Origin of the sequence: Nocardia suismassiliense (assembly GCF_900269665.1) — a bacterium.
Lineage (GTDB): Bacteria > Actinomycetota > Actinomycetes > Mycobacteriales > Mycobacteriaceae > Nocardia > Nocardia suismassiliense.
In genome coordinates, this window is the sequence record NZ_LT985361.1 from 2,005,526 (window position 1) to 2,024,397 (window position 18,872).

General features: G+C 66.7%; 21 protein-coding genes. 17 read left to right on the plus strand and 4 right to left on the minus strand.

Features of this window, described 5'->3' with window-relative positions; all coding sequences use genetic code 11:
* Window positions 1-117: 117 nt before the first annotated feature.
* From DBO33_RS43510 to DBO33_RS08995, 4 genes are all read right to left on the minus strand, one after another.
* Window positions 118-294: a hypothetical protein gene (locus tag DBO33_RS43510; RefSeq protein ID WP_199856560.1), complete on the minus strand. Its 177-nt coding sequence runs from the start codon at window positions 292-294 to the stop codon at window positions 118-120.
* Window positions 295-317: 23 nt separating this feature from the next.
* Window positions 318-998, minus strand: coding sequence for a baeRF2 domain-containing protein (locus DBO33_RS08980; protein WP_107654618.1), 681 nt, complete (start codon window positions 996-998; stop codon window positions 318-320).
* A 418-nt stretch (window positions 999-1,416) separates the two neighbouring features.
* Window positions 1,417-1,752 (minus strand): DUF3140 domain-containing protein, encoded by a 336-nt coding sequence (locus tag DBO33_RS08990; RefSeq protein ID WP_107654620.1) that lies wholly within the window; start codon window positions 1,750-1,752, stop codon window positions 1,417-1,419.
* A 145-nt stretch (window positions 1,753-1,897) separates the two neighbouring features.
* A complete protein-coding gene (locus tag DBO33_RS08995; protein ID WP_107654621.1) occupies window positions 1,898-2,365 on the minus strand; it encodes a nitroreductase family deazaflavin-dependent oxidoreductase in 468 nt (155 codons plus the stop codon).
* A gap of 158 nt (window positions 2,366-2,523) precedes the next feature.
* Here DBO33_RS08995 and DBO33_RS09000 point away from each other — a divergent pair, with 158 nt between their 5' ends.
* The 17 genes from DBO33_RS09000 to DBO33_RS09080 all read left to right on the plus strand — a co-directional run bounded on the left by DBO33_RS09000 (window position 2,524) and on the right by DBO33_RS09080 (window position 18,837).
* Window positions 2,524-4,440 carry a hypothetical protein gene (locus tag DBO33_RS09000; protein ID WP_159080168.1) on the plus strand — a complete coding sequence of 639 codons (1,917 nt, stop codon included), beginning with the start codon at window positions 2,524-2,526 and terminating at the stop codon, window positions 4,438-4,440.
* A gap of 36 nt (window positions 4,441-4,476) precedes the next feature.
* Complete coding sequence (locus tag DBO33_RS09005; protein ID WP_107654623.1) at window positions 4,477-5,556, plus strand: glycosyltransferase; 1,080 nt, start codon at window positions 4,477-4,479, stop codon at window positions 5,554-5,556.
* Window positions 5,553-7,139, plus strand: coding sequence for a DUF707 domain-containing protein (locus DBO33_RS09010; protein WP_159080169.1), 1,587 nt, complete (start codon window positions 5,553-5,555; stop codon window positions 7,137-7,139). The genes DBO33_RS09005 and DBO33_RS09010 overlap by 4 nt, the downstream gene beginning before the upstream one ends.
* Before the next feature lie 166 nt (window positions 7,140-7,305).
* Window positions 7,306-9,204, plus strand: a complete 1,899-nt coding sequence (locus tag DBO33_RS43515) for a hypothetical protein (protein WP_199856561.1) — start codon at window positions 7,306-7,308, stop codon at window positions 9,202-9,204.
* On the plus strand, window positions 9,204-10,028 hold the full coding sequence (locus DBO33_RS09020; RefSeq protein WP_107654624.1) for an ESX secretion-associated protein EspG: 825 nt from the start codon (window positions 9,204-9,206) through the stop codon (window positions 10,026-10,028). Before DBO33_RS43515 ends, DBO33_RS09020 begins: the two co-directional genes overlap by 1 nt.
* Before the next feature lie 43 nt (window positions 10,029-10,071).
* The gene (locus DBO33_RS44415; protein WP_159080170.1) at window positions 10,072-10,821 is read left to right on the plus strand and encodes a YbaB/EbfC family nucleoid-associated protein; all 750 of its coding nucleotides are present in this window, start codon (window positions 10,072-10,074) and stop codon (window positions 10,819-10,821) included.
* A gap of 12 nt (window positions 10,822-10,833) precedes the next feature.
* Window positions 10,834-12,510 carry a hypothetical protein gene (locus tag DBO33_RS09030; RefSeq protein ID WP_107654626.1) on the plus strand — a complete coding sequence of 559 codons (1,677 nt, stop codon included), beginning with the start codon at window positions 10,834-10,836 and terminating at the stop codon, window positions 12,508-12,510.
* Window positions 12,507-13,292, plus strand: a complete 786-nt coding sequence (locus DBO33_RS09035) for an ESX secretion-associated protein EspG (RefSeq protein WP_107654627.1) — start codon at window positions 12,507-12,509, stop codon at window positions 13,290-13,292. Before DBO33_RS09030 ends, DBO33_RS09035 begins: the two co-directional genes overlap by 4 nt.
* A complete protein-coding gene (locus DBO33_RS09040; protein ID WP_234390745.1) occupies window positions 13,285-13,755 on the plus strand; it encodes a hypothetical protein in 471 nt (156 codons plus the stop codon). Before DBO33_RS09035 ends, DBO33_RS09040 begins: the two co-directional genes overlap by 8 nt.
* A gap of 47 nt (window positions 13,756-13,802) precedes the next feature.
* Window positions 13,803-14,066: a YbaB/EbfC family nucleoid-associated protein gene (locus tag DBO33_RS09045; RefSeq protein ID WP_234390746.1), complete on the plus strand. Its 264-nt coding sequence runs from the start codon at window positions 13,803-13,805 to the stop codon at window positions 14,064-14,066.
* 105 nt (window positions 14,067-14,171) lie between these two features.
* The gene (locus DBO33_RS09050; protein WP_107654629.1) at window positions 14,172-14,492 is read left to right on the plus strand and encodes a type VII secretion target; all 321 of its coding nucleotides are present in this window, start codon (window positions 14,172-14,174) and stop codon (window positions 14,490-14,492) included.
* Window positions 14,489-15,835 (plus strand): hypothetical protein, encoded by a 1,347-nt coding sequence (locus DBO33_RS09055; RefSeq protein WP_107654630.1) that lies wholly within the window; start codon window positions 14,489-14,491, stop codon window positions 15,833-15,835. The genes DBO33_RS09050 and DBO33_RS09055 overlap by 4 nt, the downstream gene beginning before the upstream one ends.
* Before the next feature lie 14 nt (window positions 15,836-15,849).
* Window positions 15,850-16,155 carry a PE domain-containing protein gene (locus DBO33_RS09060; protein WP_107654631.1) on the plus strand — a complete coding sequence of 102 codons (306 nt, stop codon included), beginning with the start codon at window positions 15,850-15,852 and terminating at the stop codon, window positions 16,153-16,155.
* A gap of 4 nt (window positions 16,156-16,159) precedes the next feature.
* Window positions 16,160-17,230: a PPE domain-containing protein gene (locus DBO33_RS09065; protein ID WP_107654632.1), complete on the plus strand. Its 1,071-nt coding sequence runs from the start codon at window positions 16,160-16,162 to the stop codon at window positions 17,228-17,230.
* Between the two features lie 102 nt (window positions 17,231-17,332).
* Window positions 17,333-18,118: an ESX secretion-associated protein EspG gene (locus DBO33_RS09070; protein WP_107654633.1), complete on the plus strand. Its 786-nt coding sequence runs from the start codon at window positions 17,333-17,335 to the stop codon at window positions 18,116-18,118.
* 73 nt (window positions 18,119-18,191) lie between these two features.
* On the plus strand, window positions 18,192-18,503 hold the full coding sequence (locus DBO33_RS09075; protein ID WP_107654634.1) for a WXG100 family type VII secretion target: 312 nt from the start codon (window positions 18,192-18,194) through the stop codon (window positions 18,501-18,503).
* A 40-nt stretch (window positions 18,504-18,543) separates the two neighbouring features.
* Entirely contained in the window at window positions 18,544-18,837 is a 294-nt protein-coding gene (locus tag DBO33_RS09080) for a hypothetical protein (RefSeq protein ID WP_107654635.1), read from the plus strand.
* The last annotated feature ends 35 nt before the right edge of the window (window positions 18,838-18,872 follow it).

Consider the following 18,872-nt stretch of genomic DNA (forward strand, 5'->3'; position numbering starts at 1 on the left):
TTCACCACCCACCCGGTCCGCGATCAGCCCCCGCCTGTCCGGGCGACCGGCCGTGGATCGGTGCTGGTCGGTCGCCTGGAGGTGGACGTACTGAGCGGGATGTTTCGAAGCTGCCCGCTAAGAGTTTCGTTCGCGGACCGGGCGGTCACCCGTGATCTCGTCGTCGTCGGCGGGTGGCTCCGGGTCGCGCCATTCCTCGGCTCGGCTGGATCGGTTGCCGCGTATGGTGCCCTCGAGTTCGTGGGCGAGTTCGTCGTCCAGCTTGGGGCAGTGCTTGCTGTTTCCCCGTTCCATCGCTGTCTCCTCGATTCGTCGGATTACCGGTGCCGAAGCAGCGCGCCCACCCCTTCCGGTGGTGCGCTCGCTTCATCGACCGGAGTGATCGTGGCCCCGCAGGTCAACGCGGCCACCGGTAGTGCTTCGTCGGCACGGCAGATGCTTGCGGTCAGGGTGTCGCCTGCCGCGACGCGCGTTTCGTCGACTGGATGGATCGGCGCAGGCTCGGTCTGCACCAGACGATCAGCCAGCGCGATCCCGTTGATCAACAGCCGGTCCACGTTCGCTTCGCCCAACGCGGCGGTCGTTTCGGCCAACCCGGCTACCGCCAAACCGTCGGGCCTGCCGCGCTCGGTGGCGTATTGCTCCAGCACACGGCGCTGTTCGCGCTCGGCCGCCTCGGTGACGACCTTGTGCACCTGCTCGTCGAATTCGCCCTGATCCGCCCCGGCTGCCCTGGCGCCCGCCTCGACGGCTACCACCTCGGCACCGTGCTCGGGCAGCGCGTCGGCGAGCGCCGCACGAGAGCTCACCTCACCGCCGATCACGATGACGCGGGCATGCACCTGCTCGGCGAGTCTGCCGACTTCGTGCGCCACCTCGTCGATATTGCGGCGGATCTTCTCGTCGACCCGATGCTGAATCGACCACGCCGCCCAGCCGCCGCCGTGGCGGATCTTGTGCAGCGGATGACCCTCGCCCTGCACGGTTTCCCCGACCACCGCGCCGCGGAGTCGACGGCGTAGATATCGGAGCCGCGACGGTCGACCACCGCGACCACATGGGCGACCTGCCGGGCCGCTCGCTCGAGCAGCGGCAGCACATAGGGCAGGCGGGCGACGCGCACGATATCGCGCGGCGGCAGCTCCGGGAGCACTTCGTCGGCGAGCAGCGCCGTACGGTCGGCGATGAGCACGCGGCCGTATCGGCCCGGTACCGGCGGGGTCGCGAGTGCCGCGTCCGCCAGCAGACGGATGGTCGCTTTGTCCGCTCCGTCCGTGGTCAGCTGCTCTTCGATAGCGCGCCAACGTAAGTCGCGCTGCTGCGCGGCGTCCTCGGTGTTGTGCGAGGCATCGAGGTACAGCGAGGCGAACGGGCCGTCCCGTTCGACGATCTCGCGAAGTTTCGCATGCTGCATGGTCACGGTCCCTTCAGTGGATCGTGGCCGAGCGACATCAGCCGGTGCCGCCAATGCGCCTGGCCGGCAACCGGTTCCAAGTCGGCTCGGCGGGCATCGGTCACCTCGCGCACCACTCTGCGCATCGCCTCGGCATCCTCGGCCACCAGATCGGTGCGCCGTTTACCCAAAATGGCCAGCACCCGCTGGCCGAGCTGCGGCCCCGAGTGGTCCGGCAACGCCTCGGCGTCCGGGCCCGCGCTCGCGGTACGCAACCAATCCCGCAACTCGCGGGAAGACATATTCACGACGCGATGGAACTCGTCCCACAAATCGTCGTCGACGTGGGTTTCCGCCATCGTGCTCACCCCGTTTCCACGATCGTCCGGCAGGGTCTGGATACCCCCGCCACCTGGACTTTTCCCAAAAACTGGCTGTCTCGTCGGCATCCCTCCTTCCGTCACGGCTACTACCCGCAAGATCCGAGGCAAAACCCGGAGCGCCTCAGCCGGCGAGACGCAACCGCACCATCGGCAACGTGCCGACCGGCTTCCCGGTCGCCCGCTCGATACTGCTTCGCAGCCTCTGCCACGCGGCCGGATGGTGGCGGATGTAGTGCTCCAGCGCATCGGCCGCGTCATCCTCGTTCATCGGCGAAGCGATCGCCGGTGCGTCGCGCAGTCGGCCGGTAGAGATACGCACCTGGGGCTGCGCCCGAATGTTGCGGTACCACTGCGCTTTCGTACCGAATCCGGAGACGACGATGTATTCGCCGGACCCCGGCCGGTCGACAACCTCGAGTACGACGTACCGCTTCTCCCCGGACTTGCGCCCGACATGCTCCAGCATGAGGACGCGGGTACCGAGAACGAACCCCAGTCCGGCGCGGTAGAGCCGGATCGGCGCGCGCACCAACCAGCGGGTCTGCAGTGCGCGTGCGCCGAGGGTGGCGATCAGGTCTGCGGGGGTCATGTCTGTTTCCCTTCCCCGGAATCGAGACGGTATGGGCGGTGAGCTCCCGAGGGTTAACCGTAGGTGTCCGATTGGTGGTTCGGGTTGCGGGCGGACTGACGTACCTGGGTGCGCGTGGTTAGGTGTCCGGCAGCAGCGGCTGAGCGGGTAGGAGTGGGATGACGTCGGGTGGGCCTGGTCTCGATCAGACCGAGTGGTCTGGTTTGTTGAAGGGTGCGCAGGGCGGCAAGTTGAAGTTGCTGAAGGTGGATGCGGGGGCGTTGCGGAAGATCGTGTCGGCGTGTGAGGCGTTCGCGGCCGATATCAAGGGGTTGATCGACTTCTTGCTTCGTGAGGATAGTTTCCCGAAGTTTTCGTGGGTTTATGATAACAAGGCTGCCGGGGCGCATTCGAATGCCGCATTGGCCGAGTCTCGTGTGACGACTTTGTACAGTATGAAGATGTTGTTCGACAAGTTCGATGACAAGCGGACGGTCGAGCTGGTCGATATCTTGAAGAATCATCAGGCGATCGTCACGGTGATGGCGAATACTTTCGGTGCGGCGCACAAGTCGTTCAGTAAGACCGATGACGATAATGCGAGTATGTTTCATCCGCCGGCGCAGGGGACGAACCATTGGCCGGAGATCGCGAAGTTCCATGCGACGCCGTCGGCCGACTGGAAATCGGGGCCGGGGTTGCCGACGACAGCGGGGTCGGGAGTGAGTTTCGATAGTAATGCGAAGGGCAGGATCGAGGGTGCGATCGAAAGTGGCGACAGCCTGTCGTTGCTCGATTTTGCCGCCATCGCCGAGATGATCGAGCGGAACGGTGGCAATACGTTCTGGATGGCCGGTGAATGGAAGGCGCTGGCCACGGTCTGGCGGCGGTCGGTGCAGAAGTTCACCGACGAGGTGGATTATGTCTTCAAGAACCAGTATTGGGAGGGTGCCGGCGCCGATCGCGCGGTGGCTTTCCTGGACAAGTATCTGCAGTCCACCGATACCTTGCAGCGCGGTATGGAATCCATGTCCAATGTTATCGGTAATACGGCAAATTTCAATTTTTTCATAAAATCGCATCAGCCGCTGTACGAGCATTACAAGTATATTGCCGGCTCGGTTTCTTCGGTTCAGGATTTTACCGATGTCAATGATGTGCTGACCAGGGCGCGGACGTTCTGGGACAAGGGTGATGCGTCGAGTGCGCAGAAGGGGTATCGCGGGGGTATCACCCAGCTCGCCGGGTATATACCCACGTTCACCGACCCGAACAAGATGCTCGGTGCCAGTGGTGACTTGCCAGGCAGCTACAACTACAAGGACCCCACCGGCAACAATGGTGGTGGCAGCGGTGGCGGTAAAGGTGGCGGCGGAACCGGTGGCGGCAAAGACGGCGGCGGTAACAGCGGCGGCGGAACCGGCAGCGGTAAATCCGGTGGCGGCACCGGGGGTGGCGGCGAAGGCAAAGGCACCGGCGGTGGTGCGGGCAGCGCGGGCAGCAAACCACCTGGATCCGGCAGCAAGCCGCCGGGTTCCGGCGGCGGAACCGAATCATCTTCCCGCCCACCATCGTCGGCGAAAGAGATGGTTCCCGGTGGGGCCACCGGTCCGGTCGTCGGCGCAACCGGACCGCTGTCTGCGCTGACGAAGGCCTTGCAGCAGCTGGCATCAGGAATGATGTCCGGCCCCTCGCTGCCGTTCGCCTCGGGTCCTTGGGATGCGTCAGGACCGACTGGTGCCTCCGGCCCGTTCGGCTTCGACATCAAGCCGGCCGGTGTGGGTGGTGGCTCGGCGGGTGGTAGCGCGGCCGGGGCAGGTAAACCCGCAAATCCGTTGGAGGACAAACTGTTCCCCCGTGCTGCGGCGCCAGGCAACTCCACTGAAGCGGTGACCGCGCGGGCCGGCATGGCTCCATCGGCCGCGATGCCCTACGGCGGTTACCCGATGGGTGGCGGCATGGGCGGCGGCGCCCCCGGCGGGCAACAGCAACAGCAGCAACAGCGCAAACGCGCGGCCTACCTGGACAGTACCGAGCACCTGGAGGAGGCGGTCGGCGAAGATCCCCTGTCGGTCCGGCCCATCATCGACCGCTGACCAGCCCATCCTTCGAGCCGAAACGTGAGCTCCGCCATGCGTTTTCATGTTGTCAATTTCCCCAATACGCAGACCACCAAGCACTATCAGCCATGCGCCTACACCCAGAAGATCCGGCGTTTCGCCGGCATGATGACGGGTCTGGGCCACGAGGTGTTTCTGTACGGCGGCGAGGAGAACGACGCGGCCTGCACGGAATTCGTCACCATCGCGTCGAAGTCGGAGCAGGCCGCGTGGTTCGGCGGCAACGATCTGTACAAGGAACCCAACAACCTCACCTGGAACGCCTACGACCCGCACTGGACCACCACCAATGAGCGCGCCATCACCGAGATCGCCAAGCGCAGGCAGGATCGCGATTTCATCTGCGTGCTCGGCGGCACCTGTCAGCAGGCGATCGCGGACACCTTTCCCGAGCTGATGACTGTCGAGTTCGGGATCGGCTACAGCGGAGTGTTCGCGAACTACCGAGTGTTCGAAAGTTACGCGTGGATGCACTCCGTCTATGGTTCGCGTTCCACGGTGCCCGGCGTGATGAGCGCCCGCGGGCAATTCTACGACGCGGTGATCCCGAATTACTATGAGGTGGAAGACTTTCCGTTCTCCGATGAGAAGGACGACTACTTCCTCTTCATGGGCCGCTTGGTCGAGGCGAAGGGTATTCAGATCGCCGTCGACACCTGTCAGCGGCTCGGCGTGAAGCTGGTCGTTGCGGGCGCGGGCGTGGCGCCGCCCGCCGAGGTCGCCGAGTATGTCGGCGTGGTCGACCATGTGCGCCGGGGCGAGTTGATGAGCCGGGCCCGTGGGGTTTTCGTGCCCTCGCTGTACCTGGAACCGTTCGGCGGCGTGCATGCCGAGGCGATGCTGTGCGGGACTCCGGTGATCACCACCGACTGGGGCGTGTTCACCGAGACCGTGCAACAGGGTGTACAGGGCTTTCGCTGCCGGACGCTGCGCGAATTCTGCGAGGCCGCCGATGCGGTCGACAAGCTCGACTACCAAGGGATTCGCGACTACGCGGTGTCCAAGTTCTCCACCGATGCCGTTGCCCCGCAGTACGAGACGTATTTCGAGCGGCTCGGCACGCTCTGGGGAGAGGGCTGGTACGCCGCGTGACAAGCGGAGCAATTCGGAGGCGGCCGAGTGTATTCCGCGCGGGCGGGCGGCGCCGGAACCTGGTGGTGCTGCGGGCCGGGGACACCTCGCTGCACGAACAATGGCTCGCCGGGCCGGAGCCGCGCACCTGGGATCTGGTCGTGAGCTATTTCGGCGACGACCCGCACCGCTATCGCGACGGCGACGTGCGCAGGCTGGACCGCAAGGGTCCCAAATGGCCGGCGCTGCATCACGTGCTCACCGTCGATCTGGCCGACACGATCGAGGACTACGACTACATCTGGCTCCCGGACGACGATCTGGCCACCGACACCGCGTCCATCAATGAACTGTTCGAATACGCGGCGCGCTATCGGCTCGCGCTGTCCCAGCCCGCACTCACCGAGGACAGCTACTACTCGCACGAGATCACCCTGGTCGATCGCCGGTTCGAGCTCCGGTATACGAATTTCGTCGAGATCATGGCGCCGTGTTTCCGCCGGGATTTCCTGCTCCGCTGCCTGCCGACGTTCAACGCTACCCAGACCGGGTGGGGCCTGGATTTCCATTGGCCCAGATTCGTGCCGGACACCTCGTCGATCGCCATTGTCGACGCGGTGACCGTCCGGCATACCCGACCGGTCGGCGGCCCGAATTACGCGGCGGCCCGTGCGGCAGGGGTGAACACGTGGGCGGAGTACTACGACTACCTGATACAGCACGAGATCGATCTGACAACGACGGTGTATCGGGGAGTCGGCGCGGGGTACCGGCAACGGGCCGAGCCGACGGCGATCTGCGTCTCCGTCGACGGGCCGCAACCCGGGCTCACGGACTGGCTCGACCACCATGCGGTCCATGCTGATCTGATCATTGTCTACTCCGATGATCCGGTCGTACGCAAACTCGCACGCGACACTGAGCACCCGGTACTGGTGTGCGACACCACGATTCCCGTGGCCGATCCGGTCGAGCGTGAGCTGGCCAATATTTCTGCTGCCGTCGCGACCGCACGTGCCGCCGGTATGGCCTGGCTGCTTCCCCTCGGCCCGCGCGAACTGTTCTATGACGACGGCAGGCGCCGCTGGCAGATCCCAGGGGCCGGACAGGTCACCTTTATCGCCCACGAGGCAGTTCCGAAACCGGACCCGGTCGCCGACCCGTTCCGCGAGTGCACCTTGTTCCGCGTCAGCGGGCGCTCCGCATTCCTCGACGCGCCCGCGAATCGCAGCGCCGTCCGGCTCGATTCGGATATCGAGCCGGTCGATGCACACAGCTTCACCGGATTCACCGGCGCGAGCGGAACAGTCACCGCGCCGATGATTTTGCACTACCCATACCCGAGTTTCGAGAGCTGGCTTGTTCGGGCCACCGAGGCGGCGAGCAGCGGCGGCGCGATGGCACGCCATTTCGCGCACTACTCCCGTGACCTGCTGCAGGTGGCCGTAGCGCACGGGAGTCTCGACGGTGCCGGTGCCTGTTTCAGAGCCGAAATCCCTTGTGACGGAATGGTCAGGCGCATGGTGGAAGAAGGCGCACTGATGCGCCTGGACGCGGTGCTTCAGCGGCCCTCGGCCGTTCGCTCGACGCGACTGAGCGCGTAGGAAGCCGTCGTCTCGTGCTGGGGCGCGGGTCCCGCGACGAACCATCGCGCGGCGTTGGTTAACGGATGGTGTACGGACCGGGCTGCGGTCGCCTTACAGCGTGACCGCCTGATTGTTCGGTGCTAGAAACTCAGGGCGGACGCAGTGAATTGACGGTAGGAGTGGGATGACGTCGGGTGGGCCTGGTTTCGATCAGACCGAGTGGTCTGGGTTGTTGAAGGGTGCGCAGGACGGCAAGTTGAAGTTGTTGAAGGTCGATAGTGGGGGGTTGGGGAAGTTGGTGTCGGCGGCTGAAGGCTTCGCAGCCGACATCAAGGGGTTTATTGATTTGGTGTTGGGGGAGCATTTTGGGAAGTTTGTGTGGACGTTCGATAATAAGACGGATCCGTCGATTAGTACTGCTGCTGCGCAGCGTGTGACGACGTTGGATAGTATGAAGATGTTGTTCGATAGGTTCGAGGAGAAGCGGACTGTCGAGCTGGTCGATATTTTGAAGAATCATCAGGCGATTGTCACGGTGATGGCGAATACTTTTGTTGCGGCGCATAAGTCGTATAGCAGTACCGATGATGATAATGCGCATACTTTTGGTGCCCCGGAGAAGGGGACGGATCATTGGCCGGAGTTGTCGAAGTTTCATGCTACTGCGCCTAACACTTGGCAGTCGGGTCCGGGGTTGCCGACGACTGCTGGTTCGGGTGTGAGTTTCGATTCGCGTGCGAAGGGGCGGATCGAGGGGGCGATCGAGAGTGGCGACTTCTTCGGTCTGCTCGATTTCGCCAATATCGCGAAGGTGATCGAGAAGAATGGTGGTAATACGTTCTGGCTCGCGGGTGAGTGGAAGGCGCTGGGGGTGTTGTGGCGGCGGTCGGTGCAGAAGTTCGTCGACGAGGTCGATTTTGTTTTCAAGAATGAGTATTGGGAGGGTCGTGGCGCGGAGCGTGCGGTGGCTTTCCTGGAGAAGTATCTGCAGGCGACGGATACGTTGCAGCGGGGTATGGAGTCGATGTCGAATGTTGTCGGTAATACGGCCGATTTCAACGTTTTCATCAAGAATCGTTCATATGAGTATGAGGATTTCGACGCGTATGACGCGGGTGGTCAGGTTACCAATATCGATGGTTCTACTGATGTGAATGGTGCGTTGACCGCGATGCGGACGTTCTGGGACAAGGGTGATGCGCAGAGTAGTCAGAAGGGTTATCGCGGGGGTGTTACGCAGCTTGCGGGGTTGATTCCGGTGTTCGCTGATCCGAACAAGCTGATGGGTGCTACCGGTGATCTGCCGGGCAGTTACAACTATAAGGAGCCGACCGGTAGTCCTGGTGGTGGTACCGGTGGCGGTGGGGGTAAGGGCGGCGGCGGAACCGGCGGCGGCAACGGCGACGGCAAGGGCGGCGGAACCGGCGGCGGCAAGAGCGGCGGCGGTGAGGGTGCCGGTTCCGGTGGCGGCAAGTCCGGTGGCAGCACCGGCGGTGGCGGCGAAGGCAAAGGCTCCGGTGGCGGAACGGGTTCCGGCGGCGGCAAATCCGGTGGCGGCACCGGTGGCGGTGGCTCGAACCCTTCGGGCAATCCCGGTCAGGGCGTCGGCCCGACTGGGCCGATGGGCCCGATCGGGATAGGTGGCGGCGGCGCATCCGGTGCCGACATGATGAGTCTGTTCTCCGAAGCGCTGCAACTGATTGCGTCCGCGATACCAACACTGGTGCAGCTCGGCAATCAGCTCGCCGCCCAGCTCGGCCCGGCCTTGCAGCAGCTGGCGAAGGCCGTGGAGAACGGCACCATGACGGTGAAGCAGGCGCTGGACGAGGCGTCGGAGCGGATCGGACGGCAGGTGCACGAGCTCGAGGAGCAGCTGTTTCCCTCGGGTGCGACCGGGCCGCTCAGCGTGTCCTTCGCGCTGCCCCCTGGTGGCGCACCGCAGTTGCGGCTCGATCTTCCCGGCCGAGCCGGCGGGCACCAGCCGGAAGTGTTCGAGGACTTCACGGCTACCAGGTCGACCACCGAGGTGGCCGGCGAAACGGCGACCGGGACACCCGGCATTACGGTGGAGGGAAACCGATAGTGGAACGCACCTGGCGCCTCAGCGGCCTCGAATATCGGGTGCTGCGCGAACGACTCGTCGACCGCGATCGCAACTGGCCGTTCATCTACACCTCACCCATTCGCGGCTACTACGACTACCAGTTCGCCAAGGCGCGGGTCTGGGGTGAGTTGCAGGCGGCGTGGGACCCGGCACTGGCCGACGTGCTGGTCAAATCGCTGCGGGCCGATATCCGGCTGGCTGTCCATGCCGACGATTACAGCGCCGCCCGGGTGCTGGATGGTCGAATCGTGATGGCGGGCCGGAAGTTCGGTGATCGCGCGGTACTCATCCAGGGTTTCAGCCCGACCATGCTGGAAAGTCAGGACGAGCTGGAGATCACCGAGTGCGATGCGGCGTCGCTGACCCGTCTGCTGGTCGACAGACTGCCGCCGATGACGGCGGGCAATCAGCCGAGGGTGGAACTGCTCGATTCCGGCGGGACAACGGATCTCGATCACTGGCACGGCCGCAGCACGCTCTACGACGAGGGCGACCGCGACGTGGACGCCCGGTGCAGGCAGTGGCAGGCGGCGCCGAAGGCGACCGTCGGCCGGGTCGTGATCACCCAGGGGCACTCGAACTTCGGCCCGGCCGGCCAGGTGACGAAATGGCTTGTCTGGGAAGACCATCCGGGCGACGGCTGCTACGCCATCGGCATGGAGACACCTACCGCCGCCGTCGCGGTCGACAGCGACGGATTCCGCGCCCTCATCGATCGGCACTGTGCCGAACTCATGCTGGTCCGCGAAGACGAGTCGCGCCGCGGGGTGGCCAGGGCCAGCGTCTACGACCACGACCGATGAGCGGCGAGCAAGTCATGTGCCGCACCCAGGAGACGGAGACCCGGTGCACGGTCCGAACGATCGGCTGAGAATGGAAGTCGCCCAGGTGGTCGACGACGTGCACCGGCTCATCAGCGGGTTCGCCGAGGCCAAACGCCTGCACCAGGCGGTGACGGCGTCGGCGTCGGCCGAGCGGGAGCGAATTGTCGTGGTGGCGGACGTGTCCGGTGCCGTGATGGAGGTCGACTTCGACGACGACATCGAGGATCTCGGCTATCACCAGATCGCCCGTGGTGTCGTGCGGGCGGCGCAACAGGCGGCCGCGGCGGTGCAGCGCAAAGCCGACGAGATTCTTTCGGCGCAGCGGGCGGCGTTGCTGGGCTTGCCGAAGCTGTCGGATCTGGTCGACGGGATGCCGGACGAACAGCAGCTGCCGCCACCGCCACCGGCCTTGCTGACCCCACCTGCCGAGCGCGAGCCCCTCGCCGTCGTCAGCGAGCATGCCGACCTTGTCGAACTTCAGGAACAGCGGGCTCGGTTGTTCGCCACCGCGTCCGCCGAGGGCCGCCGGGTGACCGTCGCGGTGAACGCCGACGGCGTGCTGATCGATCTGCAATTCTCCGGCGCCATCGCCGATCTCGGCTACGACGAGATCGCCGAGGCCATCGTCGCGGCGTCGCGTGCGGCGGTGGCGGCGGTGGCACGCAAGGTCGCCGACCTCTACGCGCCGACCGTCGAGAACGACCGGCCGCGCTACCCCGGACCGGACGTCGTGCTGGCGGGCATCGAACGTCTTCGCGACCAACTGCGGTGATCGGAGAAAAACATGGCACCTGAACCGAATCCGTCCGAAGGCACGCTCTGGGCGGGCCTGCTGACCTCGGCGAAGAACGGGAACCTGAAACTCGAACCCGGCACGGCCGAACAATGTGCCCAGCACGTCGAGAACATGCTCGAAGTCGTGGTGGGCGTGCAGAACTGGATCAATCAGAACACCGCTGCGGCGAGTCCGCACATCGCTGCGTCGGTGTCGGGCCAGCTGATGTGGACGGTGTTCAGCATGAAGTTCGGCACCGAGTTGCGTGAGCGCATCGACCGGCACCGCCAGATATTGGTCGACATGGGCAATACTTTCGTCACCGCGGGTAAGCGTTATGCGCGTACCGAGGGTGAGTCGGCGGCGAGCTTCGACGACATCTCCTTCAACCCGAAGGGCACTGCGCCCAGCGGGGCCCCACCGACCGGCACCATCCCCAACAGCCCACGCAAACCCGACCCCGTGACGAAATACGACTCGTTCGGGTTCGGCCCCGAAATGGGCGGCCAGCTGGGCTGGGAAATGCTGTACATCATCTGCAATTCGATGACCCCGCAGGCAGTGGCCAATGCCGGAGAGGTGTGGCATTGGCTGTCCACCACCCTCGAAACCGGCTTCACCACCCTGCGCACCACGATCTCGTCCACCGCGGACCGGTGGCAGGGAGTCGGCTCGCAGTCGGCGATCACGGCAACCACGGGCTACACCGAGGCCTCCAAGCAGCTCACCGGTGACATGAACCTCCTGGGCGATACCTTGGTCTACACCTCGGGCTGGCTCCAGCAGACCAAGCAGACCGCGATGCCGCCGACACCGTCGCCGCCGGTGGCCACCTCCATCTCGCAGAATATGGCGAACGAACTCAACCTGATTCGGTATCAGGAGAACTTTCAGCTCTACTACTCCGACAGCTACCCGCAGACGCTGAGCCGCGTCGTGACCTTGCCGTCGCCCGATCCGGTGACGACCCCGGCGCTGTTCGTCGGCGACGAGACGCCCGGGGTGCCGATGACCGAGCCGACGACCCCGGAGGGCGAGGCGAAACCCGAAGGCGCGGGCGGTGATTCCGGTGACAAGCCGCCGGTCGACGGCGAAGGGGGCGAAGGCAGCGGTGGTGGTGACGGTAGCGGTGGCGAAGGCGGTGAGGGCGGCGGTGGCACCGGCACGGGTGGATCCAAGCCGCCCACCATCGGCAACCCCGACCCCGGACCGAAACCGCCGCCCACCAACCCGGGCAAGCCACCGAACCCGCTCGAGGGCATCGGCAACAAATCGCTGTCGCCGCTGAACAAACCGCTCGGCGATCTGTCCACCGATCCCTCGAAGAACCCGGGGATCTTCGCGAGCACGGTGCCGCCGGTCGGCACCCACACCGGAGCTCCGGTCGGCAAGGGCGGCAGTGGAATCGGCGGCAAAGGCTTTGGCGGCCGCGCCCCGGTCACCCTCGGCGCGGCGCCGAGCCCGCTGTTTCCGCGCGCCGTGGTGCCCACGGAAGCGAAGGTGGTCGGCCGGGCCGGGCCGGGCACCGGACTCCAGCCGGGCGCGCCGTACGGTGGCGTCCCCGGCAGGTCGAACCCGAACGATGAACGCGAGAAGAGGCGTTCGGAGTACCTGAACTCCACCGACCATCTCGACGAGGCCCTCGGCGAGCCCGGACGCGGAATCCGTCCGGTGCTCGACCGGTGAGCCGCACCTGGCGGCTCACCGACGTCGAGCTGATCGACTTGTGGGACAGCATGTTTCAGGACAGGCTGCCCGCTCCGCTGTTCGCGCTGTACCGCGGCGAGAGCGCCGAGGACTGGGCACGGTTGCGCGCCGAGGCCAGGGCGCGCACGGCCGATGCCGACGACGGCGCCCTGCACGACGCGCTGATCAGGGTCGCGCGGGCCGATGTCCTGGTGTCGGCCAAGGGTTTCGATCCACGGCACCAGGACCGCCCCGACGCCTTGGTTCGGGTGCTCGGTGCACGGCAGGGGGCAGTTGCCACGCTGATCAGTCAGCTGCCGGGCGAAAGTATCTGGCACAGCGGCGGGTACGTAGTCACCGCCGGTGCCGCTGATCGGCTCGCCGGCGCCATTGCCGGGGCGCTGCCCGAGCGTGCCGCGGGCCGCCTGCCCGATACGCCGTTGGTGACCGCTCCCGATGACGGTGCCACCGACCACTATTACGGCCGGTCGAAGGTGCAGGAAAGCTACGCCGATGCCGACCGGCGCAGCGCCGAATGGCTGGGAAAGCAGGCCGAGTTCCTCGGCGTCATCGAAACCCGTTTGGGTAGTTCCATTTTCGGGCCACGCGGGATCACCCGCTACCGCATCGAATGGCACGACCTGGTCGACGACGGCCGCTACGCCGTCACCGACACGGCCGGGCCGGTCGCGACGCCCGTCGACCGCCCTCGGCTGACAACCATGATCACCGCCCACATCACCACCGTGTTGCAGACCTTGGAGGACGAGCGCCGTGCCTGAGCAAACCCGAGCCGCCGACACCGATTGGTACACCGGCGCGATCCAGTCGGCTGTGCACGACGACCCGGTGTACGAAAGCGCCGAGCCCGAACCGGCGCCGGAAGCACCCGACGTGCCGGACTTCGAAACCTTCGCGACCGGTGAAGCCTCCTTGCGCGGCGGCGACATCGTCGTTACCGCAACGGATTGCGGACTCCCGACCATGGTGCGGGTCACGCCGGACCAGCTCCGCCGCGATCCGGACGACCTCGCCGACGACGTGCTGCGGCTCTGCCGGCTCGCCACCGACCGGGCGGGCGTGCGCCGGCGGGACTACCTGAGCGGCCTCGGCCTCGGCGAAGACGCATTGCGTCTGCTCGGCCTGCCCACCCAGCAGGCGGTCGAGCAGTCCGAACTCGCCGATGAGGCCGAGCACGAATACGAGCCGCGCAGCTGGCTCGATCAGGATGGGAGCACATGGTGACCGATTTCGCCGCACTCGAAGCGGATGCGACCGCGCAGATACATCGGATGCGCAAGCTCGCCGAGGACATTGCCGCGATCCGGATCGAGCACACCAGTGACGATGCGACGGTCACGGTCGTCGTCGACGGCGCGGGCAAGCTCCTCGACCTTCGCCTGACCGAGGGCATATCCCGTTTGTCACCAACCGAATTCGACGGCGCGGTAGTGAATGCGGCATCCGTCGCGGCGCAGCGTGCGCTGGCGGTCCGCGGTGGGCTGGTCGAGGACTTCAACAGCAAGGTGAACAAACAACAGCAAGGTGAACAGTAGGATCCGCGTCCCGCGCTGATCTTGCGAAAGACCGTGTGCTCGTTAGATTTCCGGGTGAACCGCCCCAGGTATCGAGTTCGCAGATCAGCCCAGGAGGGTACCGCGATGAATGTTGTCAATGTGCAGCCGCAGACATTCCGTCAATATGGCGACATTTCCGAGGGGATGGCCGCGGCGGTCGCCGTCGCCGGTGCCGTCGATCAGGCCGCGGTCGTGGCCGCCGCCGCCCCCGTGTTCGGCTTGATCGGGCAAGAGTTCCTGGTGAGTTTCGCCTACGCGCAGGCCAATCATCTGACCGCGGTAGGCGAGCTGGTGACCAACTTCGCCGGGACCGCGCTCACCGCGCGCGCCGCCGCGCAGTCCTACGAGCTGGCCGATCAAACGAATGCGGAGGCGTTCGTCCCGCCCGCGGGCGCGCAGGCATGACGGCCGCGCACCTCGCGGCGCCCCTGTCTCCGACCGTGCTCGACGCGCTCCGCAATACCCCGGTAGCGCCCTTCCTCGACCGGCCGACCGAACAGGTGCTGGCGCACATCGGGCTGCCGTCGCTGCCCCAACTGCCCGCGCTGCCGCCGCTGCCCGGCCTGCCGCCGCTGCCGACGATCGATCCGCTGAACTTGATCAAGCCGGTCACCGATCTGTTCAGCGGCTTCGGCGACGGCAATCTGGGCGCCAACGGACCGCTCGACCCGAAGACAGTGCTCCAGCAGATCACCCAATCGATCAGCACCGCAACGCAATTGGCGACGACCGGCATTCAGTTGCTGCAGCAGATGCAGAGCGCGGGCAGCCGTGCCGCCACCTCGGCCGCGGTGCAGACGGTCGCGACGTCGACCGAGATCGCCGGGCAGGCCACGCACATGAAAGGCATCACCGCGGGCGCCGCCGGGACTGTGGCCATCGGATACCTGCAAATGGCCGCGGTGGCAGCTCGATTCGCGGCGACCACCGCCGCGCTCAGCCTGACCCTGGCGACCCCGGCCGGGCAGACCGCCCTGCTGGCGTCGGCGATCGAAGCGGGTATCGAGGCGATCGCGATCACCGCACACACCAAGGGGCAGCTGGCCGGGCAGTCCGCGCAGATGGCGCAGGCGGGTAAGCCGGTGGCGGTGCGCAAGCCGACCACCCCGAAGCTGGGCAGCCTGGGTAAGTCGTCGCAGTCGCTGATGAAGGGTGTGAACCTGGGGAAGGCGACCCCTGCCCCAGGCTCGGTACAGACGTCGGGCGGGATGTCGGCGAAGTCCGCGGCGGCCAGTTCGACCACCTCGGGCGACCAGGTCGTCCAGCAACTGGTGCAACTCGTGCAGCCGCTGATCTCGGCGGCGCGCCAGGCGGGCCAGCACGTCACCGCACAGCTGCCGCCGAAACCGGCCACGGAAACTACAGTGCCGGTGCCGAATCGGCCGCCGACGGGTGCTGCGTTGAGCGCACCGATCGGGCCGCTGATGTCCACCCCGCCGGTGACCAGCGCGGCGGCACCGCTCGGTGGCTGGCAGGCGGAAACCGTCGTCGCCACGTCGTCGGGGCCGGCGCCGGGCGCCACCACCTCGACCGTCCGGTTCGCCGGGGAGGTGTTGCCGCCCCTCGTGCCCGGCATGGGCGGGCTCGCGAGCGTGGGTGATCGGTCGCGGCCGGTCGACGGGGATGCCGACGCGCTGGTGGATGCCCGGCACGTCGACGAGCTCGTCGGTGGCCCGCCCCCGGAGACCGCGGCACCGGTCATCGGCGCGGCGCCACCGAGCAAGACAGACAACCCGTACAGCTTGTAGCAGAGGAGATTTCGATGAGTCAGATCGCATTCGACGGTGAACTCGCCCGGCTGGCGGCGGGTCGCCTCGACACCCTGGCCGACGGCCTGGAGGGCACGCTGCATCGGCGCGGCGACGCGCTCAGCCCGGCCGCGGCCGGCCTCGACCCGGTGTCGCGGCAGACCGCGCAGACCATCGGCGCGGTCGGCGGGTCGTTCCAGGAGTCGTACCTCAGCGGGGTCGGCGAACTGCGCAAGATCGCCGCCAACCTGCGCTCGCACGCCGACCTCGCCGCCGTGGCCGACGGCGACGTGGTCGATTCGTTCAAGCCACTGATGTAGCGCGATGGTCGAGCCACCGCTGGCCGGGTTCACCGGCACGAACTGGGCAGCCGTGCCCGCCGAGCAGTTGGCGCACGAGCTGACCACCGGCCCCGGCGCGGCCCAGATGGGCGACGCCGGGTTGGCCTACGCCGAGTTCGCCGCCGGGCTCGGCGAGGCCGGTACGGAATTTCGCGCCATCCTCTCGGTGGTGGGCGGCGCCTGGGGATCCGATTCCAGCGAGGACGGCCTGGCCCAGCTGGCCGGGCTGTCCACGTGGTTCGACGCCATCACCGCGGCGGCGACCGACAACGCCGCGACCGCCACCCAGCAGGCCGCCTCGTACGAGCTGGCCAAACTCGCCATGCCGCCGGTGGGCGAGCTGAACGCGGCCGTGCGCTCGGCCGAGGACATGCTGCACGGCAGCCTGCTCGGCGCACCGCTGGCCGGGCTGTTCGACCTGGCCGAACGCCAGGTCGACGCGCTGCGCGAGCAGGCAGCCCAGGTAATGCGCACCTACGAGGCGGCCGGCGAGAAGCTGGCGGTGCCGTGGACGCAGGAGCTGGCACCTGCGGTGTCGGCGGGTGCCAACCTGCTCGCCGAAAAAGCTCGGGGCCAAGGCAATACGCCTGCCGCCCCGGAGCCGCCCGCCGCGACGCCGGTGCCCGCCGAGGTCGTGCACGCGCCGGCGGTGACGATCGATCTGTCCGCGCTCGACCTGACACCGCCACCGCCGACCGTGCCGGTCGGCAGCGAATCGCTGATGCTCACCCCGCTACCGCAGCCGGGCCCGGCCCTCACGCCGGTGCCGTCTTCAGGCTCGATGCCCGTCGGCACGGCCGCGGTGCCGCCGCCGATCGCGCCGCCCACCACGACACAGTCCGCGTCGCCCGCGCAGCAGTCCGCGGCCCGGGCCGGGGTCGCCGATGCGGGCGACATCGGCGAGCAGATCGTGGTGGACGCCGGATTCACCACCGCGCCAGCGGTATTGGGCGCCACTGCAGCATCGGGTGGCGGCCCGGCAGTGGTATCGGGTGGCGGTGCCATGGGGCAAGTCCGGCTCGCGGAGCCGGTGCAGCAGGAGGTGCAGTCATGATGCGCGCCGCCGAGGGCTTGCCCGCGTCACCGCACTACGCCGCTCGAACATGCTGCAGTGCAACGGCAATCAGCGCCGATCGATCCCGAGAGGGGAGGACCGATGGCGACCCTGACCACTGACGGCGCGCTCGTCGTCGCGGCTGCGCTCGGCGTGCAGACGTTCCCCGCGGTGCTCGCGCTGCGCTCCGGCCATGCCGATCACGCGGCCGCGTCGGTGGCGCGCTCCGCCGCGGTACTGGATCTGCGGGATCGGGGCCTGCTCGACGCGGACGGGGACGTGCGCGACGACGAGCTGGCCACCGCGTTGTTCGCCCTCGCCCGCCCGGAACGCGAACTGGTGCTGCGGATTCGGCGCGGTGGGGTGCTGCACCGGGTCTGTCTGGTCCGGCGTGGGCTCGACCATGCCGTCGCGGTCCGCGTCGGCGACGAACTCGACATCCGGCCCGTGTGGGGCGACGAGGACCCGGAGCTGCTGGCCCGGCCGCTGCTCGACGCGCTCGGTTCGGCCCAGCCCGCCGACATCCCGACCTTCCGCGCCCCCACCGACGAGTTGCAGCAGCGACTCGACGAGGCGGGCACCAGCGCGACCAACGCCGTGTACCAGCTCGGTATGCCGGAAGCGGAGGCGGTCACGCTGGGACTCGCACTGCGGCAATGGACTTCGCTCGCCGAGCTGGTCTGCTATGCCCACGTCGACGGCGTCGCCGTGCGCTCGCCCGCCACCGCCGCGGTGTACGACACGGCGGTGGGCCGCATCATCGCCGGCGGCAGTATCGCCGGCGACGGACGGGCCTGGACCACCCTGGCCGCAGGCAGCGATCGCCGGCTGGCCCACGCGGTCGCCGCGCAGATCGAGGCGCTGCCGCAGGGCCGCTGGATGCCGTAACCGCCGATTTCCCGATCGTCCGGAGTGATCGCTCCGGCAGTTTCACAGATCCATTCATTCGAGAGGACGTCTCATGGCCGGTGCACTTCACCTTGATTTCGCTACTTTCCAGAAGTACGCGAACGAATATGCCGCGATCATTCCCCCGATCGACAAGACCGTCGACAACCTGGGTGTCGCGGTGGAAAGCGCGAAGAGCGGCTGGGAAGGCGAGGCCTACACCGCCTTCAACAAATTCGCCACCGAACTCCAGACGAAGATCAAGGCCGTGAACGTCGACCTGGGTCTGGTGTCCGAAGCACTGAACACCGGTGAGAAGAAGGTCGCGTCGGCAGAAGACGAGAGCATGTCCGGATTCACCACGCTGAACACCAGCTACCTCTGAATCGCACCGAACACACACCAGAGAACGGGACTTCACCACCATGCTTTACGACCCCGCGAAAATCAACGCGCTGATCACCGATCTGGAAGGGTACAAGACCAATATCACCACGGAACGGACCAACGCCGACGACTCGGCGAAGAAGCTGCTCGGCCAGGCGTGGCAGAGTGGCGATGCGGGGGCTTCCGCGTCCTTCCAGCAGAAGCACAACACCCTGATGACCGATATGGACGACCTGCTGCTCATTCTCGGCAAGGGCATCGGCAATGTGCGGGCCGCGCTGGAGAAGGCGCAGGCCACCGACCAGCACGTCGCCGACGACTTCGTCTGGTAAACAGCTGACACCGAGAAAGGCCCGTCGCCGTGGCG